The sequence below is a fragment of the Nonomuraea sp. NPDC059194 genome, from assembly GCF_042754765.1.
Classification (GTDB): Bacteria; Actinomycetota; Actinomycetes; order Streptosporangiales; family Streptosporangiaceae; genus Nonomuraea.
This window is the reverse complement of record NZ_JBHZBH010000015.1, coordinates 108,192-130,040: the sequence shown is the minus strand read 5'-3', so window position 1 is coordinate 130,040 and position 21,849 is coordinate 108,192. Positions and strand designations below refer to the sequence as shown.

Here is a 21,849-nt window from a genome sequence, read left to right as displayed (position 1 = left end):
CCGTCACCCGAGAGACCGAACGACTACCCCGCTACCGGGCGGTGATCGAGGCGTCCTCCGGCGGCATGTCTTCGCGGGGGACCGCGCGCAGCCAGCGGCAGCCGTGCGGCGACATCGGCAGCCGCACCCTGCCGTCGGCGACCTCCATCGTCTCGTCGGCGAGCAGGTCGACCAGCACGCGGTCGGCCAGATCCGCCAGCGTCAGCTCGATCTCCGTCGCGGTGTCGCCCAGGTTGTGGACGGCCACCACGGTCGCGCCGTCGGCGTCGCAGCGGTGCGCGAAGACCGCCGGATGGCCGGTCTTCAGCACCGTGTTGTCGCCCCACGCCAGCTCGGGGCACTCCCGGTAGCGCTCGATCAGCAGCTGGAACCAGCGCAGCAGCGAGTCGGGGTCGCGCTTCTGGTCGGCGACGTTGACCCGGTCGGGCCCGAAGGTGCCCTCCGGGTGCTCCCGCTCGGGGGTGGCGTCGCTGAAGCCGCCGCCCCGCGACCACTGCATCGGGGTCCTGACCGCCATCCGGCCCTCGGCCTTGAGGTTCTCCCCCATGCCGATCTCCTCCCCGTAGAAGATCACCGGGGTGCCGGGCATGGAGAACAGCAGGCTGTAGGCCATCTTGATGCGGCGCAGGTCGCCGCCGAGCATCGGGGGCAGCCTGCGGCGCAGCCCCCTGCCGAAGATCTGCATGTCCTTGTCGGGGCCGAAGGCGTCGAAGACCTCCTGCCGTTCCTCGTCGCTGAGCTTGTCGAGGGTCAGCTCGTCGTGGTTGCGCAGGAAGCTCGACCACTGGGAGTCCTTGGGCGGCCTGGGGCGCGAGCCCAGCGCCTCGTTGATCGGCTCGGCCTCGCTCCTGGCCAGCGCCAGCCAGGTGCGCTGCATGCCGATGAAGTCGAAGCACATCGTGAGCTGGTCGCCGTTGCCGTCGCCGAAGTAGCTGAGCAGGTCCTTGTACGGCAGGTTGACCTCGCCGAGCAGGATCGCCCCGCCCTCGCGCCTGGACATGAAGGCCCGCAGGTCGGCCAGGAAGGCATGCGGGTCGGGCAGCTTGTCGCCCACGTTCTCGATGAGGAACGGCACCGCGTCCACCCTGAACCCCGACAGGCCCAGCTCCATCCAGAAGCCGAGGATGCGCGCGATCTCGTCGCGCACCTCGGGATTGGCGACGTTGAGGTCCGGCTGATGACGGTAGAAGCTGTGCAGGTAGTACTGACCAGTACGCTTGTCGAGCTGCCAGAGCGAGTCCTCCTTGTCGGGGAAGACGATCGCGCTCGGGTCGTCGGGCTCCGGCGTGTCGCTCCAGACGTACCAGTCGCGGTACGGCGACTCCTTGCTCGACCGTGACTCCTTGAACCAGGGATGCTGGTCGGAGGTGTGGTTGACGACCAGGTCGGCGATCACCCGCATCCCCCTGTCCTTCGCGGTGCGCATGAACTCCACGAAGTCGCCGAGCGTGCCCAGGCGCGGGTCGACGCTGTAGAAGTCGGTGATGTCGTAGCCGTCGTCCTTGTTGGGCGTGGGGAAGAAGGGCATGAGCCACAGGCACGTGACGCCGAGGCTGTTCAGATAGTCGATCTGCTGGGTGAGCCCGCGGAAGTCGCCGATGCCGTCGCCGTCGCCGTCCTTGTACGTCTCGACGTCGAGGCAGTAGATCACCGCGTTCTTCCACCAGAGATCGCTGGTATAGGTGAGCCGCATCCGGCTCCGCTACCCGATCGGGCGTATGGTGAACGCGTGCGGACCAGGTTGCCCGCTGCGCTGCTGCTCCTGCTGTCCACACTGTTCCTGGCCGGCGGGACGACGCCGCCTGCCTCCGCCACGGCCGCCGTCCATGCTCAGACCTTCAGGGCGCAGACCGTCAGGGCGGCCGACCACCAGCAGATCCTGCCCGACCCCACCAGGCCACAGGCGCACACCGGCAAGGGTGTCCACGCCGTGGGCGCGGGCGGCCTGGCCGTACTCGCGGCAGGGCTCGCGTACGGCGGGCGCGTCCGCCGCACCGCCGTCGCCGCCGCCCCCCAGGCGTTCGGCACCGAGCACCACAGGAGTGCGCCCGCCCGCGCGCCTCCGTCCTCCACACCGCTCACCTGATCCCTTAAAAGAGCCTTGTGGAGGACCCATGTCCCGTGCGCCGTTGTGGCGCGCGGTGGCGGCGCTTGCCGTCATCGCGACTTCGTTGTTCCTAGCCTTGACCATGCCGCCGCGTCTCGGCCTCGACCTGCGCGGCGGCACCCAACTCGTCTTCGAGACCAAAGACTCGCCCACCGTGAAGGCCGACGCCGCGGCCACCGACCGAACCCTTGAGGTGCTCCAGCGCCGGGCGGACGCGCTGGGCGTGGTCGACCCGACCCTCGTCCGCTCGGGCGAGAAACGCATCATCGTCGAGCTGCCCGGCGTGCTCGATCCGCGCAAAGCCGCCGAGGTGATCGGCAAGACCGCGCAGCTGTCCTTCCACGCCGTCCTCGGTGACGACGGCCAGATGCGCGACGAGTCCGGTCAGCCGATCCGCATCGGCCCGGCTGTGATCAGCGGTGACGGCGTGACCGACGCGGCTGCCCGCACCGATCCGCAGCGCGGCGCCGCCTGGTTCGTCACGGTCGACTTCCGCGAGGCGGGGCCGTGGCAGAAGCTGACCGGCGCCGCCGCCTGCGAGCCCGTCGGCGATCCCAAACGCAGGGTCGCCATCGTGCTCGACAACAAGATCATCTCCTCGCCGCAGGTGGCCGAGGGGACGCCGTGCCGTGGCGGCATTCCCGGCGGATCCACCGAGATCACCGGCTCCTTCACCCCCGAGGAGGCGCAGAACCTCGCAGTGCTGATCAAGGGCGGCTCGCTGCCGGTGCCGCTGGAGATCGTCGAGCAGCGGACGGTCGGCCCGACGCTCGGCGCCGAGGCCATCGAGGCCAGCGCCAAGGCCGCCGTCGTCGGCGTGATCCTGACGGGCGCGTTCATCATCCTGGTCTACCGGGTGGTCGGCCTGCTCGCCGCGATCGCGCTGGTGTGCTACGGCCTCATCTCCTACGCCGCGCTGGTCGCCCTCGGCGCGACGCTCACCCTTCCCGGCCTGGCGGGCTTCGTGCTGGCGATCGGCATGGCCGTCGACGCCAACGTGCTGGTCTTCGAGCGGGCCAGGGAGGAGTACGGCAAGGCGGGCCTGAGAAGCGCCCTCGACCTGGGGTTCAAGAAGGCGTGGAGCGCGATCGCCGACTCCAACATCACCACGCTCCTGGCCGCCGGCCTGCTGTTCTGGCTGGCCTCGGGGCCGGTGAAGGGGTTCGGCGTGACGCTGTCGATCGGCGTGATCGCCTCCCTGATCTCGGCCATGCTCATCACGCGGGCGCTCACCCAGTGGATCATCGGCAGGGTTTCGCCGCGCGCCTCGGGCATCGGCTCGGTCGGCAGGGTGCGCACCTGGCTGACCGCCCGCAACCCCTTCGTCATGCGGCACGCCCGGCGCTGGCTGATCGGCGCGGGAGTCGTGGTCGTGATCGCGTTCGCCGGGATCGTCTTGCGCGGGCTGAACTTCGGCGTCGAGTTCACCGGAGGACGGCTCGTCGAGTTCACCCCTGCCACGCCGATGAGCGTGGACACGGCCAGGTCGGCTGTCTCCGGCGCCGGCTTCCCGACGGCCGTCGTGCAGAGCTCGGACGCGGGAATCTCGGTGCGGACCGGGCAGATCACCGCCGACGACGTCGACCGGATCCAGCGGGCGCTCGGCGGCCAGGTCACGAAGGTGCGCGACGAGCTCATCGGGCCGTCGCTCGGCGAGGAGCTGAAGCGCAACGCGCTCATCGCGCTCGGTGTGGCGCTGGCGGCGCAGCTGGTCTACCTGGCGGTGCGGTTCAGGTGGACGTTCGGGGCCGCGGCGGTGCTGGCGCTGTTCGTGGACACGGCGGCGGTCGTGGGGACGTTCGCGTGGCTCGGCAAGCCGATCGACGGGGTGTTCCTCGCCGCGATGCTGACGATCGTCGGCTACTCGGTCAACGACAAGGTGGTGGTCTTCGACCGGGTGCGCGAGCTGTGGACGGCCCGGCGGAAGGCGCCGTTCGCCGAGGTGGTCAACGGCGCGATCCTGCAGACCGTGCCGCGAACGGTGAACACCGGTCTGGGCGCGCTGTTCATCCTGGCGGCGCTGGCGGTCTTCGGCGGCGACTCGCTGCGGGACTTCGCGATCGCGTTGCTGATCGGGATCGTGGTGGGGACGCTGTCGTCCTCGCTGGTGGCCGGGCCGCTGGCGATCGAGTTCGAGCGGTTCAGCAAGCAGCCGCCGCCCTCTCCGCCCGCCCGCCGTACCCGCGCACCGCGTGAAGGCTCGGGCGCGGTGGTCTGACGGAACCCGGTAGACCCCGGCCCTCGCGGGCCGGGGTCTGCTCAGGGCTCCCCGTAAGGCAGCGCAGGCACCCAGAACTCCACCGTCACCCCCTGGCCCGGCGCGCCCCTGATGCTCCACCAGCCCCCGGCGGTCTCCGCGCGTTCGCGCATCTCCAGCAGCCCGAAGTGGTCGCGGCCGGCCAATACCTCCACCGGCTCGGGCAGGCCGACGCCGTCGTCGGCCACCCTGACGAGCACGCCGTGATCGACGGAGACCAGCGACATCTTCACGCTCTCGGCCCGCGCGTGCTTGCGGACGTTCGTCAGCGCCTCCTGCACGATGCGGAAGATCGTGATCCCGGCTTCGGGCGGCGGCTCACGGACGAGGTCGTGGGTGATGGCGACGGTGAGCCCGGTTCCCGGCACCGCCTGCTCGACGTAACCGTTGAGCGCCTCGACCAGGCCCTCGCCGTCCAGCCCTGGCGGGCGCAGGCGGAAGGTGAGGCCGCGCAGGCGGTCGATGGCCGCGCCGACCGCCTCGTCGAGCCGCGCGACGGCGTCGGCGTGCTCGGGCGGCAGCCGTCCGGCCAGCAGTTGCAGCCGCATCCCGACGGCGACCATCGACTGGATGGTGTCGTCGTGGACGTCCCACGCGATGCGCCGCCGTTCGAGCTCCTGGGCCCGGACCAGGTGCGAGAGCAGGCGTCCGCGCTCGTCGAGCGCGCGCTCGGCCGTACGGCGTTCGGTCATGTCGCGGGTGACCTTGCCGAACCCGCGCAGCCGCCCCTCCTTGTCGAACAGCGCGGTGATGACGACGTTCGCCCAGAAGCGGGTGCCGTCCTTGCGGACCCGCCACCCCTCGTCCTCCAGCCGCCCGTCCACGATCGCGGTCTCCAGCTCCCGCTGGGGCTTGCCCGCGGCGACGTCCTCGGGCGGATAGAAGATCGAGAAATGGCTGCCGATGATCTCCTCGGCGGCGTACCCCTTGATCCGCTGGGCGCCGGCGTTCCAGCTGGCGATCCGGCCCGTCGGGTCGAGCATGAAGATCGCGTAGTCGACGACGCTCTGCACCAGGAGCCGGAAGAGTTCCTCGCTCTCTCGCAGCGCCTCATGGGCGACGCCGCGTTCGCTCATCTCACGGGCCATTACCGCAGCTTCGCACGCCCGGCCTTGCTCGCGGTACGGCAGGCGGTCAACCCGCCGCCACGAGCTCGCACCACACCACCTTGCCGTCGTCGCGCGGCGAGGTGCCCCAGCGGGCGCACACCCGCTCGACCACCTGCAGTCCCCAGCCGTCGCGCGGCCCCGGCTCGCGCGGCTCGGGCAGCAGTTCGGCGGCCGAGTCGCCCACCTCGACGCGGATCCTCGACGCGCCGCCCGAAAGGCGCAGCAGCGGCGGGCCGTCGCCGTGCAGCAGCGCGTTGGTCACCAGCTCGGAGACGACGATCAGCACGTCCTCGTGCGCGCCCCGGTAGCCCGCCTCGGTCAGGAACCCTTCGGCGAGCTCACGCGCGACCGTGATGCTCGGCAGCTCCTCTTTCAGCCGCTCCTCGATCTGGTGCGCCATGCACCCCACTGTCCACAGGGTGGGCCGCGCTCACGAGACGCAACTACGCCAGTCGCGTCTAGTGCAAACGCATCAGTCGAGCAGGCCGTCCCTGCGGGCGATGACCACGGCCTCCAGCTTGGAGCGCGCGCCCAGCTTCTCCAGCACCCGCTGCACGTGGTTGCGGGCGGTGTTGCGGGCCACGCCGAGCTGCCGGCTGATCTCGACGGTGCTCGCCCCTTCGCCCAGCAGCGTGAGCGTCTCGCGTTCCCTCGCGGTCAGCTCGCCGGGCTGCCCCGCCCGTCCTGTCAGCCGGTCGAGCACCTCGGCCAGCAGGTCGGGGGCGAACACCACGCCGCCCGCGGCCACCTCGCGGACCGCCGACTCCAGCTCCTTCAGCCCCGACGACTTGGTCACCAGGCCCGCGCCGCCCGCCTCCGCCACCCTGGTGGCCACCGACGCGCTCGCCTCCGCCGTGAGGATCAGCACGCGCCCTCCGCGGGCCGCGGCGGTGAGCGAGGCGATCGCGTCGACCCCGTCGCCGTCGGGCAGGCGCCGGTCGAGCAGCACCACGTCGGGCCGGCATCGTCCCGTCTCGGCCGCCGCCTCCGCCAGCGAGACCGCCCTGCCCACCACCTGGATGCCGGAGGCCAGGTCGAGGGCCATGCCGAGCGCCTCGGCGACCATGTCGTGGTCCTCCACCAGCAGCACCCGGATCGACATGGGGATCATTCTCCTTCAACCCCGCGCCAGCCCGGCCGCCAGGGCGCTGTGCTCTCCTCCATCGCCAGGCTCATGACCGGGTAGCGGGGCGCCAAACCCTCGGCCGGCTCCACCTGCTGGTCCTCGCCCGCCCGTCCCCTACGAGATCGTGCGCCCCGACGGGCGGGTCAGTCCAGGTACAGGTCCTTGAGAGCGGCCACGTCGCGATCCGTGAGGCCGAGGGCTTCACGAATGTAGCCGTCCACATCACCGTGAACAGCGGCGATGGTGTCGAAGGCGGTGTTCAGGTACGGCTCGCGCACCTCCAGCAGTGGCCGCACGACCTCGACGGCGATCCCCGTGCCTTCGAGCATCCCGTAGATCTTGCTTGCCGCCTCCGCCAGGTGCTCGTTGCTGAGCAGGTAGTCGGCCATGACCGTCCGCCGGTCGACCCCCAGGACGGTGAGCAGGAGCGCGACGCCCCATCCGGTACGGTCCTTGCCCGCCGTGCAGTGCATGAGGGTGCCCGGACTGGCCAGCGCGCGCATCAGGTCGGCGAAGGCGGCGTGCGCGTCGGGCGTGGTCACCAGGGCGCGGTAGACCTCGACGAGGAAGCCCTCGGACATCTCAGGCGAGGTCAACGAGGCCACCAGCGACGGGTCCTCGAACAGGGCGGCGATGTCGGCGCCGTGGCCGCCCTGCCGCTGCACGTCGAGCACGAGATAGTCGACACCGTCAGGGATCCGGTCGGGCTGGGCGGCGCGCTCGCTCTCTGTGCGTAGATCACACACCAGGCGCACCCCACGCGCGGCCAGCGCCTCCTGATCGGCGGGGGTGAGCTGGTCGAGCGCGCCGGAGCGGAAGGCGAGCCCGGTGCGGACCTTCCTTCCGTCGGCGGTGATGTGGCCGCCGATATCCCGAAGATTGGGCGCGGACGCGATGAAATCCATGAAACCCGACGATAGCTCTGTGGCGGTCGCTTCAGGACAGCTAACCTCTCGCCCATGAGCGACTACGCGATCACATTCGACCTCGTCGACGGCAACAACGACGGCCTGATCTCCGCCGAGGAACTGGTCCGGCTGATGGAGGTGCTCGGCCAGCCCATCACGCTCGACGCCGCGCGGGCCGGGGTCGCCAGGCTGGACCGCGACGGCGACGGCCTCATCTCGCTGGAGGAGTTCGGGACCTTCATCCAATAGATATTGCTCCCGGGAACCACTCCAAGTTAAGTAGCAAGTGGCGACGGGAGGGGTTATGGGGATGAAGGGTGACTGCGGCGACGGGCGCCGGCTCTGGGAGTCCGCTCCCCCCGGCATTGTCCACGCGTTACGGCCCGGCATCGGCAGGCTCTCCGACGAGGTGATCGAGGAGATCCAGGCCCGCATCCCCGAGTACGCGAGGCCGTCGGACGAGACCTACATCAAGGTCGTGCGGATGGCGGTCGAGGAGGCCATCGGCCGCTTCCTCGACCGCATCGAGAATCCCGACGCCCCGTGGGACCCCGAACCGTTCCGCATGATCGGCAGAGGCGAGGCCGCCGAGGGCCGCAACCTCGAACCGCTCCAGACCGCGATGCGCCTGGGCGCCAGGGTCGGCTGGCGGCGGCTGACGGAGCTGGCCGAGCCGCTCGGCCTGTCTCCCCAGTCGCTCTACGACCTCGGCGAGGCGATCTTCGTCTACCTCGACCAGCTCGCCGACGCCGCCGCCGAGGGCTTCGACGAGGCCAGGGCGCACGCCGCGGGCGAGATGGAACGCCGCCGCCACCGCCTGCTCGACCTGCTGCTGTCCCAGCCGTCCGCCGGTGTGGAGGCGATCGCCGACCTGGCCAAGGCGGCGGGCTGGCGGCTGCCGCGTACCGTGGCGGGCGTCGCGCTCGACGACCAGAACGGCACCCCCTCCCTCCCGCCCGACGTCCTCACCGGTCTCGAACGGCCGCAACCGTGCCTGCTCGTCCCCGACCCCAACGGGCCGGGCCGACCCCAGATGCTCGACAAGAGCCTGCGCGGGTGGCGGGCCGCGGTCGGCCCCGCCGTACCACTGGAGCGGGCCGCCGTCTCGCTGCGGTGGGCGGCCGAGGCTCTCGACCTGGCCCGCAGAGGGGTGCTGCCCGGCGTGCCTGGGCCGCTGCGCTGCGCCGACCACATGGCGACACTGATCGTCTTCAAGGACGAGGACCTGGTCGGCGCGCTGGCGCAGACCAGGCTCGCGCCGCTGGCGCATCTGCGCAAGTCGCAGCAGGACCGGCTGGCCGAGACCCTGCTGGCCTGGCTGCGGTACGGCAGGGGCGCCGGAGAGGTGGCCGCCAGGCTGCACGTCCACCCGCAGACCGTCCGCTACCGGCTGCGCCAGTTGGAGGAGCTGTACGGCGAGCAGCTCGGCGACCCCGACATCCGCTTCGAGCTGGAGATCGTCCTCAGGGCGAGGCAGGCCAGGAGCGGAACAGCCTGAGATTCTGCTCGCCGACGCGCTCGCGCAGCGCGTGGTCCTCGACGCCCAGGTCCTCGCCCGGCGCCAGGCAGAGCACGCCCACCTTGCCGACGTGCTCGTTCACCTGTACGGCACGCGCGGCGTCGGCCGCCTTTAACAGCGGGTAGACCCGCGACAGCGTCGGATGGATCATGCCGAGCGAGATCAGCCGGTTGATCTCGGCGCATTCCAGGTAGTTCGCGCCGTGCGAGCCGATGATCCGCTTGAGCTTCATCCACAGGTGCCTGTTGTCGTAGGCGTGCTCGAACCCGCTGGACGAGCCGCACGTCACCACCGAGCCGCCCTTCCTGGCGACGTAGACCGACGCGCCGAACGTCTCCTTGCCGGTGTGCTCGAACACGATCGCCGGGTCCTCGCCGACCAGCCTGCGCACCTCCGCCCCCAGCCTGCGCCAAGCCTTCTCGTCGTCCAGGTGCTCGAACTGCGTGCGGTCCAGGATGTGCTCGCAGCCCATCCTGCGCAGCAGCTCCGCCTTGTCCCGCGAGCTGACCACGCCGACGGGGATGCCGCCGCCGTTCTTGACCAGCTGCACGCCGTACGCGCCGAGGCCGCCGGTCGCGCCCCACACCAGCACCACGTCGCCCTGCTTCATCCGCGAGCCGTGCTCGCCGACCAGCATGCGGTAGGCGGTGGACGCGCACAGCATGTTGCACGCGGCCTCCTCCCAGCTCAGGTGGCGCGGCTTGGGCAGCAGCTGGGTCGCCTTCACCACCGCGAACTCCGCCAGGCCACCGAAGTTCGTCTCGAACCCCCACGCCCGCAGGTCGCCGCCCAGCATGGAGTCGTGGTGGGTGATCGGGTCCTCGCTGTCCACGTACGCGGGGCTCGTCACCACCCGGTCGCCGATCCGCCAGTGCCGTACCGCCGGGCCCTTCCTGACGATCACACCGGAGGCGTCGGAGCCGAGCACGTGCGTGTCGAGGTCGTGGCGCGGATCGGTCCTGCCGAAGCGTTCGAGGAAGGCGAACGTCGGGATCGGCTCGAACATCGCCGACCAGACGGTGTTGAAGTTGATCGCGCTGGCCATCACCGCGACGAGCACCTCGTCAGGGGCCAGCTCCGGCATCGGCACCTCGCCGACGTGCAGCGACCTGCGCACGTCCTTGTCCACCCCGTTCACCCCGTGCGGCGTCCTGCCGAACATGCCGACCTCGTCCTTGCGGATGTAGGCGGCGGTGTAGGTCGGGGGGACCGGCGCGCGCTCGAGCTCTTCGGGATCCGCGCCCTCGATCACTGCCTGTGCCAGTGTCATAGGAGACCTCTCAGGTGTGCGGCGACGATCTCTACATGTGGGGGGTCGAGCAGGTTCAGATGGTGGGACCCGTGGATGGGGACGATCTCCAGATTCTTCGCGTACGGCGCGAAACCCCTGGCGGGATCGCCCGTGTGCGCGTAGCGGACGTCCTCCACGGCCCACGGCGTCGGCTCGGTGGAGCGGTAGAGGACGACCCTTCCCTCGTACGGCTCGCAGCGGTAGCGCTCGATCGCCAGCGTGTCCTCGTGGGAGGTGCGCTGGTGGTGCAGGATGGCGGGGCTCAGGTTCGCCAGGACGCCCGACTCCTCGATCCGCGCCTCGGTGAGTTCCAGTTGGCGGCGCTCGTCGAGGTCCTTCAGGTCGTCGTAGGTGAGGGCGACGGCGGCGCCGTAGGTGTCGCGGAGGTAGGCGGCGAAGTCGGCGTACCTGCGGGCGTGCGCCTGGGTTCGCTTCGCTGGGTCGAGCCGGTCGGGAAGGCCCGAGTCGATCATTGCGACCAGCTCGACGGCGTCGCCGAGCTGCCTGGCGATCTCGAAGGACATGATCCCGCCGAACGACCAGCCGCCGAGGCGGTAGGGGGCGGGGCAGGTGGCGGTGATGGCCTCCACGTAGGCGGCGGCGCGTTCGGGGATGTCGCGTCCGCCGTCGACCCGCTCCAGCCCGAACACCGGGGCCGCCAGCAGGGAGGCCAGCCTGAGGTAGACGCCGGTCGTCCCGCCCGCGGGATGCACGAGAAACAACGGCCGGGCATGGCGGGGCGCATTGTGGGGCAGCGACACCCTGCCGGGGTCGGGCGCTTTGTGGAACAGCGACGGCCTGGCGGGGTCGGGTCCGGGCGTCAGCGGTCTGACGATCCCCCGCTCGGCCTCCCGCTCGTCCAGCGCCCGCACCCCGTCGGCCACCTCGGCCAGGGTCGCGCCGTCCACCCGGCAGCCGACCTCACGTTCCAGAGCGGGCAGAACCCCGGCCGGGACCGCCTCGGTCACGCCGAGCTCCCGCCCCACCACCTCCGACGCCACCCTGACGACCAGCCGTTCGGCCGCATCCCGCGGCCCCACCTCCCCCGAGCCGCCCATCCTGCCCCCCACCCCCGCCGACCGGACCCCCTGCTTCACGGCCCGGCCCCCCACAGGCCCCGCGTCCACCGGCCGGATCCCCTCGATGCCCAGTTCCGCCGCCAGCGCCCGCACAACGTCGCCTAGAGTGCCGCCCCTGAGCAGCAACCCGGCAGGCAGCGCCACCCCGAAGTCATGCTCGAACACCCCCCGCAACCGCGTCGCCGCCAGCGAGTCCAGCCCCAGCTCCGTCAGCACCGCGCCCTCGCCCAGCCACCCCGACCACACGCTCCCCTCACCCCGCCATCCCGGACCGTCACCCGGCCGCCCCCGACCCCCGCCCGGCCACCGCCGACCCTCGCCCAAGGCTGTCGGGCCCTCGCGCGAAGTCGTCGGGCCCTCGCCCGGCCACGCCGCGTCGAGTCCGAGCACCCCCGCCACCCGCTCCCGCACCCGCGCGCCGATCACCCGCAGCGCCTCTTCGGGCGGCAGGTCCCCCAGATCCGTCCGCCGCTCCCCCGCCCCCTCCACCACCATGGAGAAGTACGGCATGCGCCCCACCCCGGGAAACGCCGCCACCGCCGCCGCCGGATCGAGCCTGACCACCCCCGCCGACAGCTTCCGCTGCAGGAGCGCCTCCAGCGCCTCGATCCCCTCCTCAGGCGTGAGCGGCGTGACGGCGGGCAACGGGTTCGCCCCGGCCCACGTGCCCCAGCTGATCGACACCGCCGCTAGCCCCTCCGACCTCCGGAGATCGCACAACGCGTCGAGGTAGGCGTTCGCCATCGCGTAGGCGGCCTGCCCTGGCGAACCCAGCAGGGACGCGGCCGACGAGAACGCCACCCACCAGTCGAGGTCGAGGTCCCGCGTCGCCTCGTGCAGCCGCCGCCCGCCGGTCGCCTTGGCCGCCCACACCCGTTCGACCGATGGTTGCGTCAGGTCGGCGACCAGACGATCGTCCAGCACGCCCGCCGCGTGAACGACCCCGCACAGCCGTACCCCACCCTCGGTCACCGCGGCCACCAGCCGCTCCGCCGTACCCTCCTCGGCGAGATCCCCCGTGACCACCTCAACGACCCCGGCAACCTCGGTCGACTTCCCCGCCCCGTTGATCAGCGCCCGTCCGGCTACGTCGGCCGAAGTCCGCGACCGCAGGACCCGCCCGGAAAGGAGCTCGGCAACATCAGCCGAAGTCCCTGACCGCACCACCCGCCCGGAGAGCTCGGCGACCTCGGTCGACCTCCCCGCACCGTTGATCACTGCCCGTCCGGCAACATCAGCCGAAGTCGCTGACCGCACCACCCGTCCGGAAAGGAGCTCGGCGACCTCCGTCGACGGCCCAGAACGGCCGTTGAGGACTACCCGCCCGGCTCCCCGCTCGATCAGCCAGCGGGCGACCAGGAGACCGAGCGAGCCGTACCCACCGGTGATCAGATAGCCGCCCCCTTCCCGCACCACAGGGGGCGTCTGGGCGGGAGGTTCGGGGAGCTCGGCGCGGCGGAGGCGGGCGGCGTACCGGACACCGTCACGCCACGCCACCTCATCGTCGGCGGCGTCGTGGGCCAGCTCCCGCGCCAGCACCGAAAGATCATCGACATCGATCAGGGACGCCCTGAGCTCAGGATGTTCCAGGGCCAACACCCTGACCACGCCACGCAACGACGCGGCCGCCGGTTCGCCGCGCTCTCCGTCGACGACGGCCTGCGCCCGTTCGGTGACGATCGTCAGCCGCCTGCCGTCCCGCACCAACCGCGCCAGAAGCAGCAGGACGGTCGACGGGTCCGGGTTGTCCGGAACGAGCACCAGCGGTTCGCCGTCTGGCCCCGCAGGCAGGAACGAGGCCAGGCGGTCGGCCCGCGGATCCCCCTCATCGGCCAGGATGAGCCATTCGCGGGCCGCCGCCTGGTCGTCCGCCAGCGGGGCCGGTGTCCAGATCCGTTCGACGAGCTTGTCCGCCAGCCGTACCGGGATGCTCGTCTCCTGGATCTCTGGCGTCTCGATTCCCTCCGCTGTCCCATCTACACGGAATCGCCCGATTCTTTCCAGCGCGTTTACCGAGGACCCTCCACCCGCCGAGCCGTACAGCTTCCACACGCCGGCCGCATCCTTCGCATGCACCTCCACGCGCCCACCCACCCGCGTGACGCTGACCCGCGCCGGCAACGGCAACAGCCCATACAACGCAACATCCTCGACCACCGCCATCGCACCCAGCCCCGCCCCGCTCGGCCCCGCGACCCCGCCCGGAACCACGCCTCCCACCGCCACCCCTGCAAGCCCCGCCGTGCTCGACCCCGCCGCCCCACCGCGCACTGCCCCGGTCCGCCCGGCCGCCCCGCACGGCGCTGCTGCCTTGCCGGGTGCCGCCCCGTCGCCCAGCGCCGCCAGCGCCAGCCGCGCGACGGCCTCCACGGGCAGCACGGCATGCCCCTGCCTGTGCCACGTCGCGTACTCCAGGTGCCATGGTGCCTCGGACAGATCGTCGAGCACAGTCGACCAGCTGTGCCCGGCAGGCGTCTCCACATGCACGCCGAGCAACGGGTGCCCACCCTCCGGCCGCGCCCGCTCCGCCACCCAGTGGCGCTCCCGTCGCCACCGCGCCCGCGGCACGTCCACCACCGCGCCGTCCAGCCGCGGCGGTACGGCCACCGCCACCCTGGCCACCTGCTCCTCGAACCCCCGCACCACCGCCCCCCGCCCACCGGACAGCGGTTCAGCGACCGTCCGCCCACGGTCGACGACCGCGTGTGCACCGGACGAGCCCTCGCCACACCTCTCGCCCACCCCCGGCCCACCCTCGTGGCGACCACCGACACCCCCGAAAGGCGCCCCTGACGAGCCCTCGATGACCGCGTCGTTACGGCCTGCCGGGTCGGAGGGGCGCGGTTTGGTGAGGGAGTGGGTCACCAGCACGCCCCGGGGAAGGCTGTCCCGAAGCGCGGCGGCCAGCACGGGATGCGGCCCGATCTCGGTGAATACGGTGTATCCATCGTCCGCCGCCGCCCGCACCGCCTGCATGAGCCGCACGGGACGCCTGATCCCCGCCGCCCAGTAGGCGGGCACGAACGTCGGCGTCTCCCGCGGATCGTCGAGCACCGTCGAATAGAACGGCACCGCGGGCCTGCCAGGCACGATCGCCTCCAGCTCCGCCCTCAACCGGGGTTGCAGGGGCTTGACCTGCGGCGAATGCCCCGCGCCCTCCGCCGTCAACACCTTCGCGTACCGCCCGCTGGCCTCGACCTCCGCCGCGAATCGGGCCACGCCCTCCTCGTCCCCCGTGACCACGGTCTGCGTCGGCGAGGAGTAGACCGCGATATGGAGGTCGGACGGGACCTCCTCGGCGGCGACCTCCAGCACGGCCATCGACCCGCCACCGCCGAGCGAGCCCAGCAGCCGCGCCCTCCTGCAGATCACCCGAACCCCGTCGTGCAGCCCGAGCCCACCCGCGACGACGGCGGCCGCGACCTCGCCCATGGAGTGTCCAATGACAGCAGTAGGCCGGATACCGTATGCAGTCCACAGCCTACTGAGAGCAATCTGCACCGCGAAGATCACGGGTTGCAGGTGAGCGACCCCCTGCGCCGCCCAGTCGCGCAACTCGACGTCGCACTCCACCCGCACGAGTGGGGCCACCTCGTCGATGGCGTCCCTGAAGACGGGCTCGGCGGCGTAGAGGTCACGGCCCATACCCGGCCACTGCGCGCCGTACCCGCTGAAGACCCACACCGGGCCCTTGCCGCCGGTGGGCACGGGTTCGACGTTCCGGAGCGCATGGGCCAGCTCACCGGCGCTCCTCCCCACGACGGCCGCTCCCACCCTGCCCCTGCCCGCCCGCCTCGCCAGCGTGTACGCGACATCCCCCAGCCAGCCGCCACCCTGAGGTCCGCTCCCTCGGTCGCCGTGCTCCGCCGCGCCTCCGGGTTCCTCGCCGCCGGTGAGCCAGGCGGCGAGGTCGGTGGCTTGAGCCCGCACGCGATCGGCCGAGACATCGCTCAGCACGAGGAGATGGGAAGCGGACCTGCCGTGATCCGGCATGACGTCGCTCGGCGCGAGCGGCCCGGGAGAGGACACCCCGCGATCCGACGCGACGTCCCCTACAAAGACAGGCCCGGCAGGAGATGCGCCATGATCCGGCGAGACCGCGCTCGTGACGAGGACCCCCGCCGAAGGCCAACCGTGACCCAGCATGTCGTCGCTTGGGGCGGGGAGTCGCGTGGCGGGTGTGCTGGTCGTTCGGCGAGGGGGCGCGAAGGCGTCCAGAGCCAGGTGGGCGTTGGTGCCGCCGAAGCCGAACGACGACACCCCGGCGCGGGCGTCAGGACGGGGCCAGGGGGTCGGTTCGGTGACCAGGGTGAGTGCGTGCCAGGGGATGTGGGGGTTGGGGGTGTGGAAGTGCAGGCTGGGCGGGATGAGGCCGTGGTGGAGTGACAGCACCGTTTTGATGAAGCCCGTCACCCCGGCCGCCGCCTCCAAGTGGCCGAGGTTGGTCTTCACCGAGCCGACCAGGACAGGTCCGGGGAGGGCGGCGGCGATGGCTCCGGCCTCGATGGGGTCGCCGAGGAAGGTGCCGGTGCCGTGGGCCTCGATGTAGTCGGGCCCTCTGTCGAGTCCGGAGTAGACGGTGCGGAGCAGGTCCTGCTGGGCGTCGGGGTTGGGGGCGACGAGTCCGTTCGAGCGCCCGTCCTGGTTGACGGCGGACGCGACGACCACCGCGAGAACCCTGTCGTTGTCACGGAGTGCGTCGGAGAGGCGTTTGAGCACGACGACGCCGCAGCCCTCCGCCCGCACCATGCCGTCGGCCGACGCGTCGAACGCCTTGCATCTGCCGTCGGGTGCGGTGCCGCCCGCCTGGTCGAAGGCCATGGTGACGACGGGTGAGAGCAGCAGGTTCACGCCGGCCGCGAGGGCAAGGTCGCTCTCGCCCGCGCGGAGGCTGTTCACCGCCAGGTGGATGGCGACGAGGGAGGACGAGCACGCGGTGTCGACGGCCATCGAGGGTCCGCGCAGGTCGAGCAGGTAGGACAGCCGGTTCGCGGCGATGCTGAAGGCGGCGCCGGTGGCCGTCCAGGCGTCCACGGAGGCTGGGTCGGCGGTGGTGAGGTGGGCGTACTCATTGCCGGAGATGCCGACGAATGCTGCGGTACGGCTGCCGCGTAACGAACGCGGGGCGATGCCGCCGTGTTCGAGCGCGTCCCATGCGGTTTCGAGGAGCAGGCGCTGCTGGGGGTCCATCGTGGCGGCCTCGCCCGGCGGGATGCCGAAGAACTCCGCGTCGAAGCCCTCGATGTCGTCGAGGAAGCCGCCGTGCCTGGTGGTGCGGTCGAGGGCTTCGGCGGTGCGGGCCGTACCGTCGCCGAACCGTTCCCACCTGCCTTCGGGCACCGTCCGTACGGCGTCGCGGCCCTGGACGAGGAGGTCCCAGAACGCCTCGGGCCCTTCGGCGCCCGGCAGCCGGCACCCGACCCCGACCACAGCGATCGGCTCGAAAGAGCGCCCCCCGATGGGCTCAGAAGGGCGCTCCGCTATCCCGGCGACCCGCGCGGTGCGGCTTCCCTCCGCCCCGACGACCGGCGCGGAGGAGGGTCCTTCCGCCGGGCCGAAGTGAGGGCCTGCAGGGCCGGAGTGAGGGCCTGGGCCGGAGTGAAGACGTGGGTCGGAGTGAAGATCTGGGGCGGAGTGGGGGTGTGGGGCGGGTGGGGACAGGGCGGTGGCGAGGCGGTTGATCGTCGGGTGCTCCCAGACCAGGGTGGGCGGCAGCTCGCGTCCGACCAGTTCGGCCAGCTCTCCCGCGATCCCCATGGCGTCTCTGGACGACAGCCCGAACTCCTGCAGCGGCCGGTCGGGATCCACCTCCACCGTGCCACACCGGGCGGAGATCCGCTCCGTGAGGAAGCGTCGGATCTCGCCTTCACCGAGTACGTCCATGGGCGCTCCCATGCTGCCGGGGGTGATCGGCCAACTTACCGATACGAACCGTTCAGGAGCAGCCCGTAGCGGAACATTCCTCCAGTCCGTTTTTGTCACGCCCGTGATAATTGTCCGGAGAGCGCAAGCCGTACCGGCTTTTCGTTGCCTCCGGTGATAGCTGCCACCCGCCGCCACCCCCTAGCCTCGCCTGCACGCTGAGGACGGCTGAGGACGGTGATGGGCATCATGCGATCCAGGGGCTTGCTGGCGGTCGCGCTGGCGTCGGTGCTGGTCGTGGGCTCGGCCGCCGCTCCCGCGCTGGCCGATCCGAACTGGTCACTGGTCCCCGAGAGCGGGACCCAGCCCAACGGGGACCAGCCCAACGGGACCCAGCCCAGTGGGAACCAGCCCAGCAAGAACGAGCCCCACGCGAACGAGCCCCGACCGAACGAGCCCGTCGAGCCCGTCGAGCCCGACGCGGCCAGGCAACCCGCCGACCCCGGCACAGCGGAGCAGCCCGGCCAGCCGGGAGAGGTGCCCCCTCAAGGCGACCCGAACGACCAGAAACCGGCCAACGGCCAGGATCAGCCGCCATCCCAGCAGGCCAAGCCCGACGACACCGGCGACCCCCGCTACTCCCCCGGCCAACAGGCGCTGAAGGGCCCGGCCAGGGTGGTCAGGGAGCGCCGGCTCAGCCCGCGCATGATGGACATCCTCATCTCGTCACCGTCCACCGGCCAGATGACGCCCGTCCGCCTGCTGCTGCCCCGCGGCTGGTCCAGGTCCGCCAAACGCACCTGGCCCGTCCTCTACCTCCTGCACGGCGGCGCCGACAACTACACCGCGTGGACCCGCATGACCGACGTCGTCTCCTTCACCGAGAACGTCGACGCGATCATCGTCATGCCCGAGGCGGGACGGGCTGGCAACTACTCCGACTGGTACAACGGCCCGGCGTGGGCGAGGTTCCACACGCAGGAGGTGCGGCGGCTCCTGGAGATCGGCTACCGCGCCGGAACGCGCAGAGCGATCGCGGGCCTGTCGATGGGCGCCTACGGAGCGGTGAAGTACGCCGCGCAGAACCCCGGCATGTTCGGGTTCGTCGGCGCGTTCAGCGGCATCATGGCGACGGAGCTGCCCGGCATCCCGCAGATCATCCAGAACGCCCAGCTCAGCGAGGGCCACGACCCGAACGCGCTATGGGGCGACCCGTCCAGGAACAAGGACGTCTGGGCCGCCAACGACCCGCTCGTGCTCGCCCCGAGCCTCAAGGGCACCGCCATCTACATGTCCAGCGGCACCAACAGCTTCCTGGGCACGCTGGACCCGCCGGGCTCGCCGTGGCACCCGGCCCACCTGGGCGAGCCCATCTCCGCCTACACCGCCAAGGCCCTGAGCAGGCGGCTCGACGCGCTCGGCATCAAGCACACAATGAACATGTACGGCAACGGCACCCATACATGGCCATACTGGAATAGGGAGTTCAAGAACTCCTTCCCCATGGCTCTGCGCGCGCTGGGCCTGAGGGGCGGCGGCGACCCGACGGTGGCGACGATGAGAGACGAGCGCGAGTGGGAGTACGACACCCCGCTGCCGCCGATCACGCCGCCCGACGCGGTCCAGCCCGGCCCGCTCCCGCTCGGCGTCATGAACTGGACCCTGCAGCAATGACACTTGGACCATGAACCTGCGCGACCGCAAGAAGGAACGAACGCGGCAACTGCTGTCCGACACCGCGATCGCGATGTTCCTCGCCGAGGGTTTCGACCGGGTGGCGGTCGCGGACATCGCGGCGGCGGCGGAGGTGTCGAAGCCGACCCTGTTCAGGTACTTCCCGGCCAAGGAGGACCTGGTCCTGCACCGCTTCGCCGACCACCAGGGCGAGCTGGCCAGGGTGGTCGCCGCCCGCGACCCGCGCGAGACGCCGCTACGGGCCCTGCACCGGCACCTCCGCGCGGGCCTGGAGGCGCGCGATCCCGTCACGGGGCTGTGCGACCTGCCCGAGGTGCTGTCCTTCCACCGGCTGGTGTTCGGCACGCCCAGCCTGGCCGCCCGGCTGGTCGAGTACGGCACGGCCGACGCCGCCGCGCTGGCCGACGCGCTCGGCGGGCCCACGCCGCGCCTGGTGGCCGCCCAGGTGGTCGCGGTCGTCAGAGTGCTCGCGCAGGACAACGTGGCGGCCGTCTCCGCCGGCCGTACCGCCGACGAGGTCTTCCCCGAGGCGGCGGCGGCCGCCGACACCGCCTTCGACCTGCTCAGCCACGGCGCTACCAGCCGCGGCTACTGACCAGCCCGCCTGCGGCGGCGCGGCGCGCGACCACCCGCGAGCACGGTCAGCCGCGGCGGCGCAGGGCGCGCTCACCGATCTCGGTCAGGTCCGTGACGCCGATGGTCTCGTTCCTGAGCGGATAGGGCAGCGCGTCGAGGGCGGCGATCTGCGCCTCTGCGTCGTCGTCGGCGTCGACCTGGAAGCGGAAGGTGAACCAGGTCAGGGACGCGTCGTAGGCGAGCGACCCCTTCTCGTTGAACCCAAGCTCACAGGTGTCGACCTGGGCGCCCAACGTCTGGCGCTGGGCGTCGGTGAGCCCGTCGAACCGCGCTCTGATGATCACTCGGTAGGTGTCCATGTCGCATCTCTCGTCGCGTAACTGAGCACTGGGGCGCCGAGCAGGCCCTCGATGACGTCGAGCCGCTCCAGCATCGCCGTGGCGATCGCGGTCGGCGCCCGCCCCTCGGCCGTGAGCTTGCCGATCTCGCGTAGGACGTGCTCGTGGACCCAGCCGAGCTGCTCGGCGACGAGCGCGGGTATCGGGTCGCCTGGCTGCGCGCCGGTCTCCGCTGCCAGCTCGTGCGCGAGCCGGCCGACCATCTGCTCGGCCAGCTCGACGAACCTCGCGGTCAGGGTCGGCGCGGCCCGCGTCATCTCCAGGAAACGGCCGAAGCCCTCGGTCAGCCCGATGGCGCTGTCGTGGCGGCGCAGCTCGTCGCGGAGCAGGGCCAGCACGGCGTCGGCCGCCGACCGGCCCGCCGCCCGCCCGCGTACGGCGGCGGCCAGCCTGTCCTGTGAGACAGGCGGGACGACCAGGTCCTCTTTGACCTTGAAGTAGTTGTAGACGGTGTTGACCGACACGTCGGCCGCCCCCGCCACTTCGGCGATCGTGACGTTGTCGAAGCCGCGCTCGACGAAGAGCCGCAGCGCCACCTCGCAGATGTGGCGCCGGGTCGCCAATTTCTTGCGTTCGCGCAGGCTCACGTCATGGAGCCTACTCCAAACTTGTAGTCGACTCCAAAATTACGCCGCGGCCAGATACACCTGGCCGAACGCCTCGGCGTACTTCTTCAGGTCGGTCGCCACGTCCACCTCGGGCGTCGCGGGGTTGTAGAGAGTGGCCAGACGCGGCTTGACCTCGCTCAGCCTGGCGAGCTGCTCCCAGGTGGGGTTTCCGGCCAGCTTCTCGCCGAGCACCCGGTTGACCGCGCCCTTCGAGTCCTGCCAGCGCGTCCACAGCGTCACGGTCTCGGCCGCGTCCGACTGCAGCGGAGTCGCCACCCGCTCGGTGATCGTCTTGAGCGCCTGCTCGGCGGTCAGCTGCGAGGAGCCGGGAGCGGCGAAGACCGCGTCCTCGGCGCCGATCGTGGCGTAGGCGTCCCACGCGCGGGCCCTGACCTGGATCCACTGGTTGCGCTGGGCGGTGACGGCGTCGATCTTCCAGGCGGCGTACTCGGTGGCCAGGTGGCCGTTGTCGAGGGAGAGCTGGTCGACCAGGCCCTTGGACAGCCACGCGCCGACGCGCTCGGGGTCGAGCAGCGGGTACTTCTTGCCGATCTCGGTCCTGCACGCCTCGTTCGCCCCGCAGCCCAGCACCGGCACCACCGTGTGGACGGCCAGCTTCCTGCCGGGTACGGCGTCACGCAGCGCGGCGGCGCTCTCCGTCACGAACTTGTCGATCTCGTCGGCGGAGGTGAACGTCTGGTTGTAGCCGAGCTGGGAGCCGAACCTGATGCCCACGACGCCCTGCTGCATCGCCAGCGCGCCGACGCGCTTCACGGCCTCGGCGAGCTTGCCCGCCTTCCAGTCGTCGGCCAGGTCGGTGTCGATCCAGACCCGCAGCCCCGCCTCGGTCGCCGCCTTGACCGCCTGTCCCTCGGCGGTCTCGGCGGCGGTCTTCACCTCGGCCGCCGACAGCTCGGAAGGATCGACGTAGCAGTCCTTGGTACCGCCCTCACACTCTGGCGGGCCGCCGCCGTCGTCGTCGCCTGCGGGGTCGGGGTCGCCCACGTTGCCCGAGGTGCTGTCGTCCGGCACCTCGGGGCAGGTGTTGCCCGGCTCGGTGCAGTCGATGGAGGGGCTGTCGACGGGCACGGTGTTCCGCATGTTCTCGCCGTCGTTGTCCAGCCAGAACCTGGCGATGTCGGCGGCCTCCTCCGGCGTCGCCATCCACCTGCAGACGACGTACGCGGGGGTGTCGCTCGACATCAGGTCGTTGCAGCTCCTGGGGTCGTTGTCCGACCAGGCGGGGACGCCGATGCCCAGCAGCGAGAGCGCCAGGCCGATGACGAAGATCTTCCGGAAACGCATGTCGCCTAC

General features: G+C 71.4%; 16 protein-coding genes. 6 read left to right on the top strand and 10 right to left on the bottom strand.

Features of this window, described 5'->3' with window-relative positions:
- Window positions 1-31 precede the first annotated feature (31 nt).
- The gene (locus tag ACFXJ8_RS20095; protein ID WP_379645420.1) at window positions 32-1,693 is read right to left on the bottom strand and encodes an alpha-amylase family protein; all 1,662 of its coding nucleotides are present in this window, start codon (window positions 1,691-1,693) and stop codon (window positions 32-34) included.
- Between the two features lie 36 nt (window positions 1,694-1,729).
- Between ACFXJ8_RS20095 and ACFXJ8_RS20090 the strand changes: the two genes are divergently transcribed.
- Together ACFXJ8_RS20090 and secD are read left to right on the top strand one after the other, a co-directional pair.
- On the top strand, window positions 1,730-2,086 hold the full coding sequence (locus tag ACFXJ8_RS20090) for a hypothetical protein (RefSeq protein ID WP_379645419.1): 357 nt from the start codon (window positions 1,730-1,732) through the stop codon (window positions 2,084-2,086).
- Window positions 2,087-2,114: 28 nt separating this feature from the next.
- Window positions 2,115-4,325 carry a protein translocase subunit SecD gene (gene secD, locus ACFXJ8_RS20085; RefSeq protein ID WP_379645418.1) on the top strand — a complete coding sequence of 737 codons (2,211 nt, stop codon included), beginning with the start codon at window positions 2,115-2,117 and terminating at the stop codon, window positions 4,323-4,325.
- Between the two features lie 41 nt (window positions 4,326-4,366).
- Here the strand turns inward: secD and ACFXJ8_RS20080 are convergent, their stop codons facing one another.
- The 4 genes from ACFXJ8_RS20080 to ACFXJ8_RS20065 form a co-directional block, all read right to left on the bottom strand.
- On the bottom strand, window positions 4,367-5,452 hold the full coding sequence (locus ACFXJ8_RS20080; protein ID WP_379645417.1) for a PAS domain S-box protein: 1,086 nt from the start codon (window positions 5,450-5,452) through the stop codon (window positions 4,367-4,369).
- A 46-nt stretch (window positions 5,453-5,498) separates the two neighbouring features.
- Entirely contained in the window at window positions 5,499-5,873 is a 375-nt protein-coding gene (locus ACFXJ8_RS20075) for an ATP-binding protein (RefSeq protein WP_379645416.1), read from the bottom strand.
- Between the two features lie 72 nt (window positions 5,874-5,945).
- Window positions 5,946-6,575: a response regulator gene (locus ACFXJ8_RS20070; RefSeq protein ID WP_379645415.1), complete on the bottom strand. Its 630-nt coding sequence runs from the start codon at window positions 6,573-6,575 to the stop codon at window positions 5,946-5,948.
- Between the two features lie 167 nt (window positions 6,576-6,742).
- Window positions 6,743-7,504, bottom strand: a complete 762-nt coding sequence (locus tag ACFXJ8_RS20065; protein WP_379645414.1) for a tyrosine-protein phosphatase — start codon at window positions 7,502-7,504, stop codon at window positions 6,743-6,745.
- Between the two features lie 54 nt (window positions 7,505-7,558).
- Here ACFXJ8_RS20065 and ACFXJ8_RS20060 point away from each other — a divergent pair, with 54 nt between their 5' ends.
- The gene (locus tag ACFXJ8_RS20060; RefSeq protein ID WP_379645413.1) at window positions 7,559-7,756 is read left to right on the top strand and encodes an EF-hand domain-containing protein; all 198 of its coding nucleotides are present in this window, start codon (window positions 7,559-7,561) and stop codon (window positions 7,754-7,756) included.
- 55 nt (window positions 7,757-7,811) lie between these two features.
- Window positions 7,812-9,005, top strand: a complete 1,194-nt coding sequence (locus ACFXJ8_RS20055; protein ID WP_379645412.1) for a helix-turn-helix domain-containing protein — start codon at window positions 7,812-7,814, stop codon at window positions 9,003-9,005.
- Here the strand turns inward: ACFXJ8_RS20055 and ccrA are convergent.
- The gene (ccrA, locus tag ACFXJ8_RS20050) at window positions 8,971-10,296 is read right to left on the bottom strand and encodes a crotonyl-CoA carboxylase/reductase (RefSeq protein WP_379645411.1); all 1,326 of its coding nucleotides are present in this window, start codon (window positions 10,294-10,296) and stop codon (window positions 8,971-8,973) included. The two genes, ACFXJ8_RS20055 and ccrA, sit on opposite strands and share 35 nt — an antisense overlap.
- Window positions 10,293-17,279 (bottom strand): beta-ketoacyl synthase N-terminal-like domain-containing protein, encoded by a 6,987-nt coding sequence (locus ACFXJ8_RS20045; protein ID WP_379645410.1) that lies wholly within the window; start codon window positions 17,277-17,279, stop codon window positions 10,293-10,295. The genes ccrA and ACFXJ8_RS20045 overlap by 4 nt, the downstream gene beginning before the upstream one ends.
- A gap of 228 nt (window positions 17,280-17,507) precedes the next feature.
- Here ACFXJ8_RS20045 and ACFXJ8_RS20040 point away from each other — a divergent pair, with 228 nt between their 5' ends.
- The gene (locus tag ACFXJ8_RS20040; protein WP_379645409.1) at window positions 17,508-18,932 is read left to right on the top strand and encodes an alpha/beta hydrolase-fold protein; all 1,425 of its coding nucleotides are present in this window, start codon (window positions 17,508-17,510) and stop codon (window positions 18,930-18,932) included.
- 10 nt (window positions 18,933-18,942) lie between these two features.
- On the top strand, window positions 18,943-19,548 hold the full coding sequence (locus ACFXJ8_RS20035; protein ID WP_379645408.1) for a TetR/AcrR family transcriptional regulator: 606 nt from the start codon (window positions 18,943-18,945) through the stop codon (window positions 19,546-19,548).
- 46 nt (window positions 19,549-19,594) lie between these two features.
- On the opposite strand, the gene ACFXJ8_RS20030 is transcribed toward ACFXJ8_RS20035, so the two are convergent.
- From ACFXJ8_RS20030 to ACFXJ8_RS20020, 3 genes are read right to left on the bottom strand one after another with little or no spacing between them, the layout of a single operon-like run.
- Window positions 19,595-19,888: a DUF6204 family protein gene (locus ACFXJ8_RS20030; RefSeq protein WP_379645407.1), complete on the bottom strand. Its 294-nt coding sequence runs from the start codon at window positions 19,886-19,888 to the stop codon at window positions 19,595-19,597.
- Window positions 19,870-20,514 (bottom strand): TetR/AcrR family transcriptional regulator, encoded by a 645-nt coding sequence (locus ACFXJ8_RS20025; protein ID WP_379645406.1) that lies wholly within the window; start codon window positions 20,512-20,514, stop codon window positions 19,870-19,872. Before ACFXJ8_RS20025 ends, ACFXJ8_RS20030 begins: the two co-directional genes overlap by 19 nt.
- 39 nt (window positions 20,515-20,553) lie before the next feature.
- Window positions 20,554-21,840: a hypothetical protein gene (locus ACFXJ8_RS20020; RefSeq protein WP_379645405.1), complete on the bottom strand. Its 1,287-nt coding sequence runs from the start codon at window positions 21,838-21,840 to the stop codon at window positions 20,554-20,556.
- Window positions 21,841-21,849: the final 9 nt, after the last annotated feature.

Coding starts and splice junctions, on each gene's coding strand:
- ACFXJ8_RS20095 (WP_379645420.1), bottom strand. CDS start 1,693: ATGCGGCTCACCTATACCAGCGATCTCTGGTGGAAGAACGCGGTGATC.
- secD (WP_379645418.1), top strand. CDS start 2,115: ATGTCCCGTGCGCCGTTGTGGCGCGCGGTGGCGGCGCTTGCCGTCATC.
- ACFXJ8_RS20080 (WP_379645417.1), bottom strand. CDS start 5,452: ATGGCCCGTGAGATGAGCGAACGCGGCGTCGCCCATGAGGCGCTGCGA.
- ACFXJ8_RS20075 (WP_379645416.1), bottom strand. CDS start 5,873: ATGGCGCACCAGATCGAGGAGCGGCTGAAAGAGGAGCTGCCGAGCATC.
- ACFXJ8_RS20070 (WP_379645415.1), bottom strand. CDS start 6,575: ATGTCGATCCGGGTGCTGCTGGTGGAGGACCACGACATGGTCGCCGAG.
- ACFXJ8_RS20065 (WP_379645414.1), bottom strand. CDS start 7,504: ATGGATTTCATCGCGTCCGCGCCCAATCTTCGGGATATCGGCGGCCAC.
- ACFXJ8_RS20060 (WP_379645413.1), top strand. CDS start 7,559: ATGAGCGACTACGCGATCACATTCGACCTCGTCGACGGCAACAACGAC.
- ACFXJ8_RS20055 (WP_379645412.1), top strand. CDS start 7,812: ATGGGGATGAAGGGTGACTGCGGCGACGGGCGCCGGCTCTGGGAGTCC.
- ccrA (WP_379645411.1), bottom strand. CDS start 10,296: ATGACACTGGCACAGGCAGTGATCGAGGGCGCGGATCCCGAAGAGCTC.
- ACFXJ8_RS20045 (WP_379645410.1), bottom strand. CDS start 17,279: ATGGACGTACTCGGTGAAGGCGAGATCCGACGCTTCCTCACGGAGCGG.
- ACFXJ8_RS20040 (WP_379645409.1), top strand. CDS start 17,508: ATGCGATCCAGGGGCTTGCTGGCGGTCGCGCTGGCGTCGGTGCTGGTC.
- ACFXJ8_RS20035 (WP_379645408.1), top strand. CDS start 18,943: ATGAACCTGCGCGACCGCAAGAAGGAACGAACGCGGCAACTGCTGTCC.
- ACFXJ8_RS20030 (WP_379645407.1), bottom strand. CDS start 19,888: ATGGACACCTACCGAGTGATCATCAGAGCGCGGTTCGACGGGCTCACC.
- ACFXJ8_RS20020 (WP_379645405.1), bottom strand. CDS start 21,840: ATGCGTTTCCGGAAGATCTTCGTCATCGGCCTGGCGCTCTCGCTGCTG.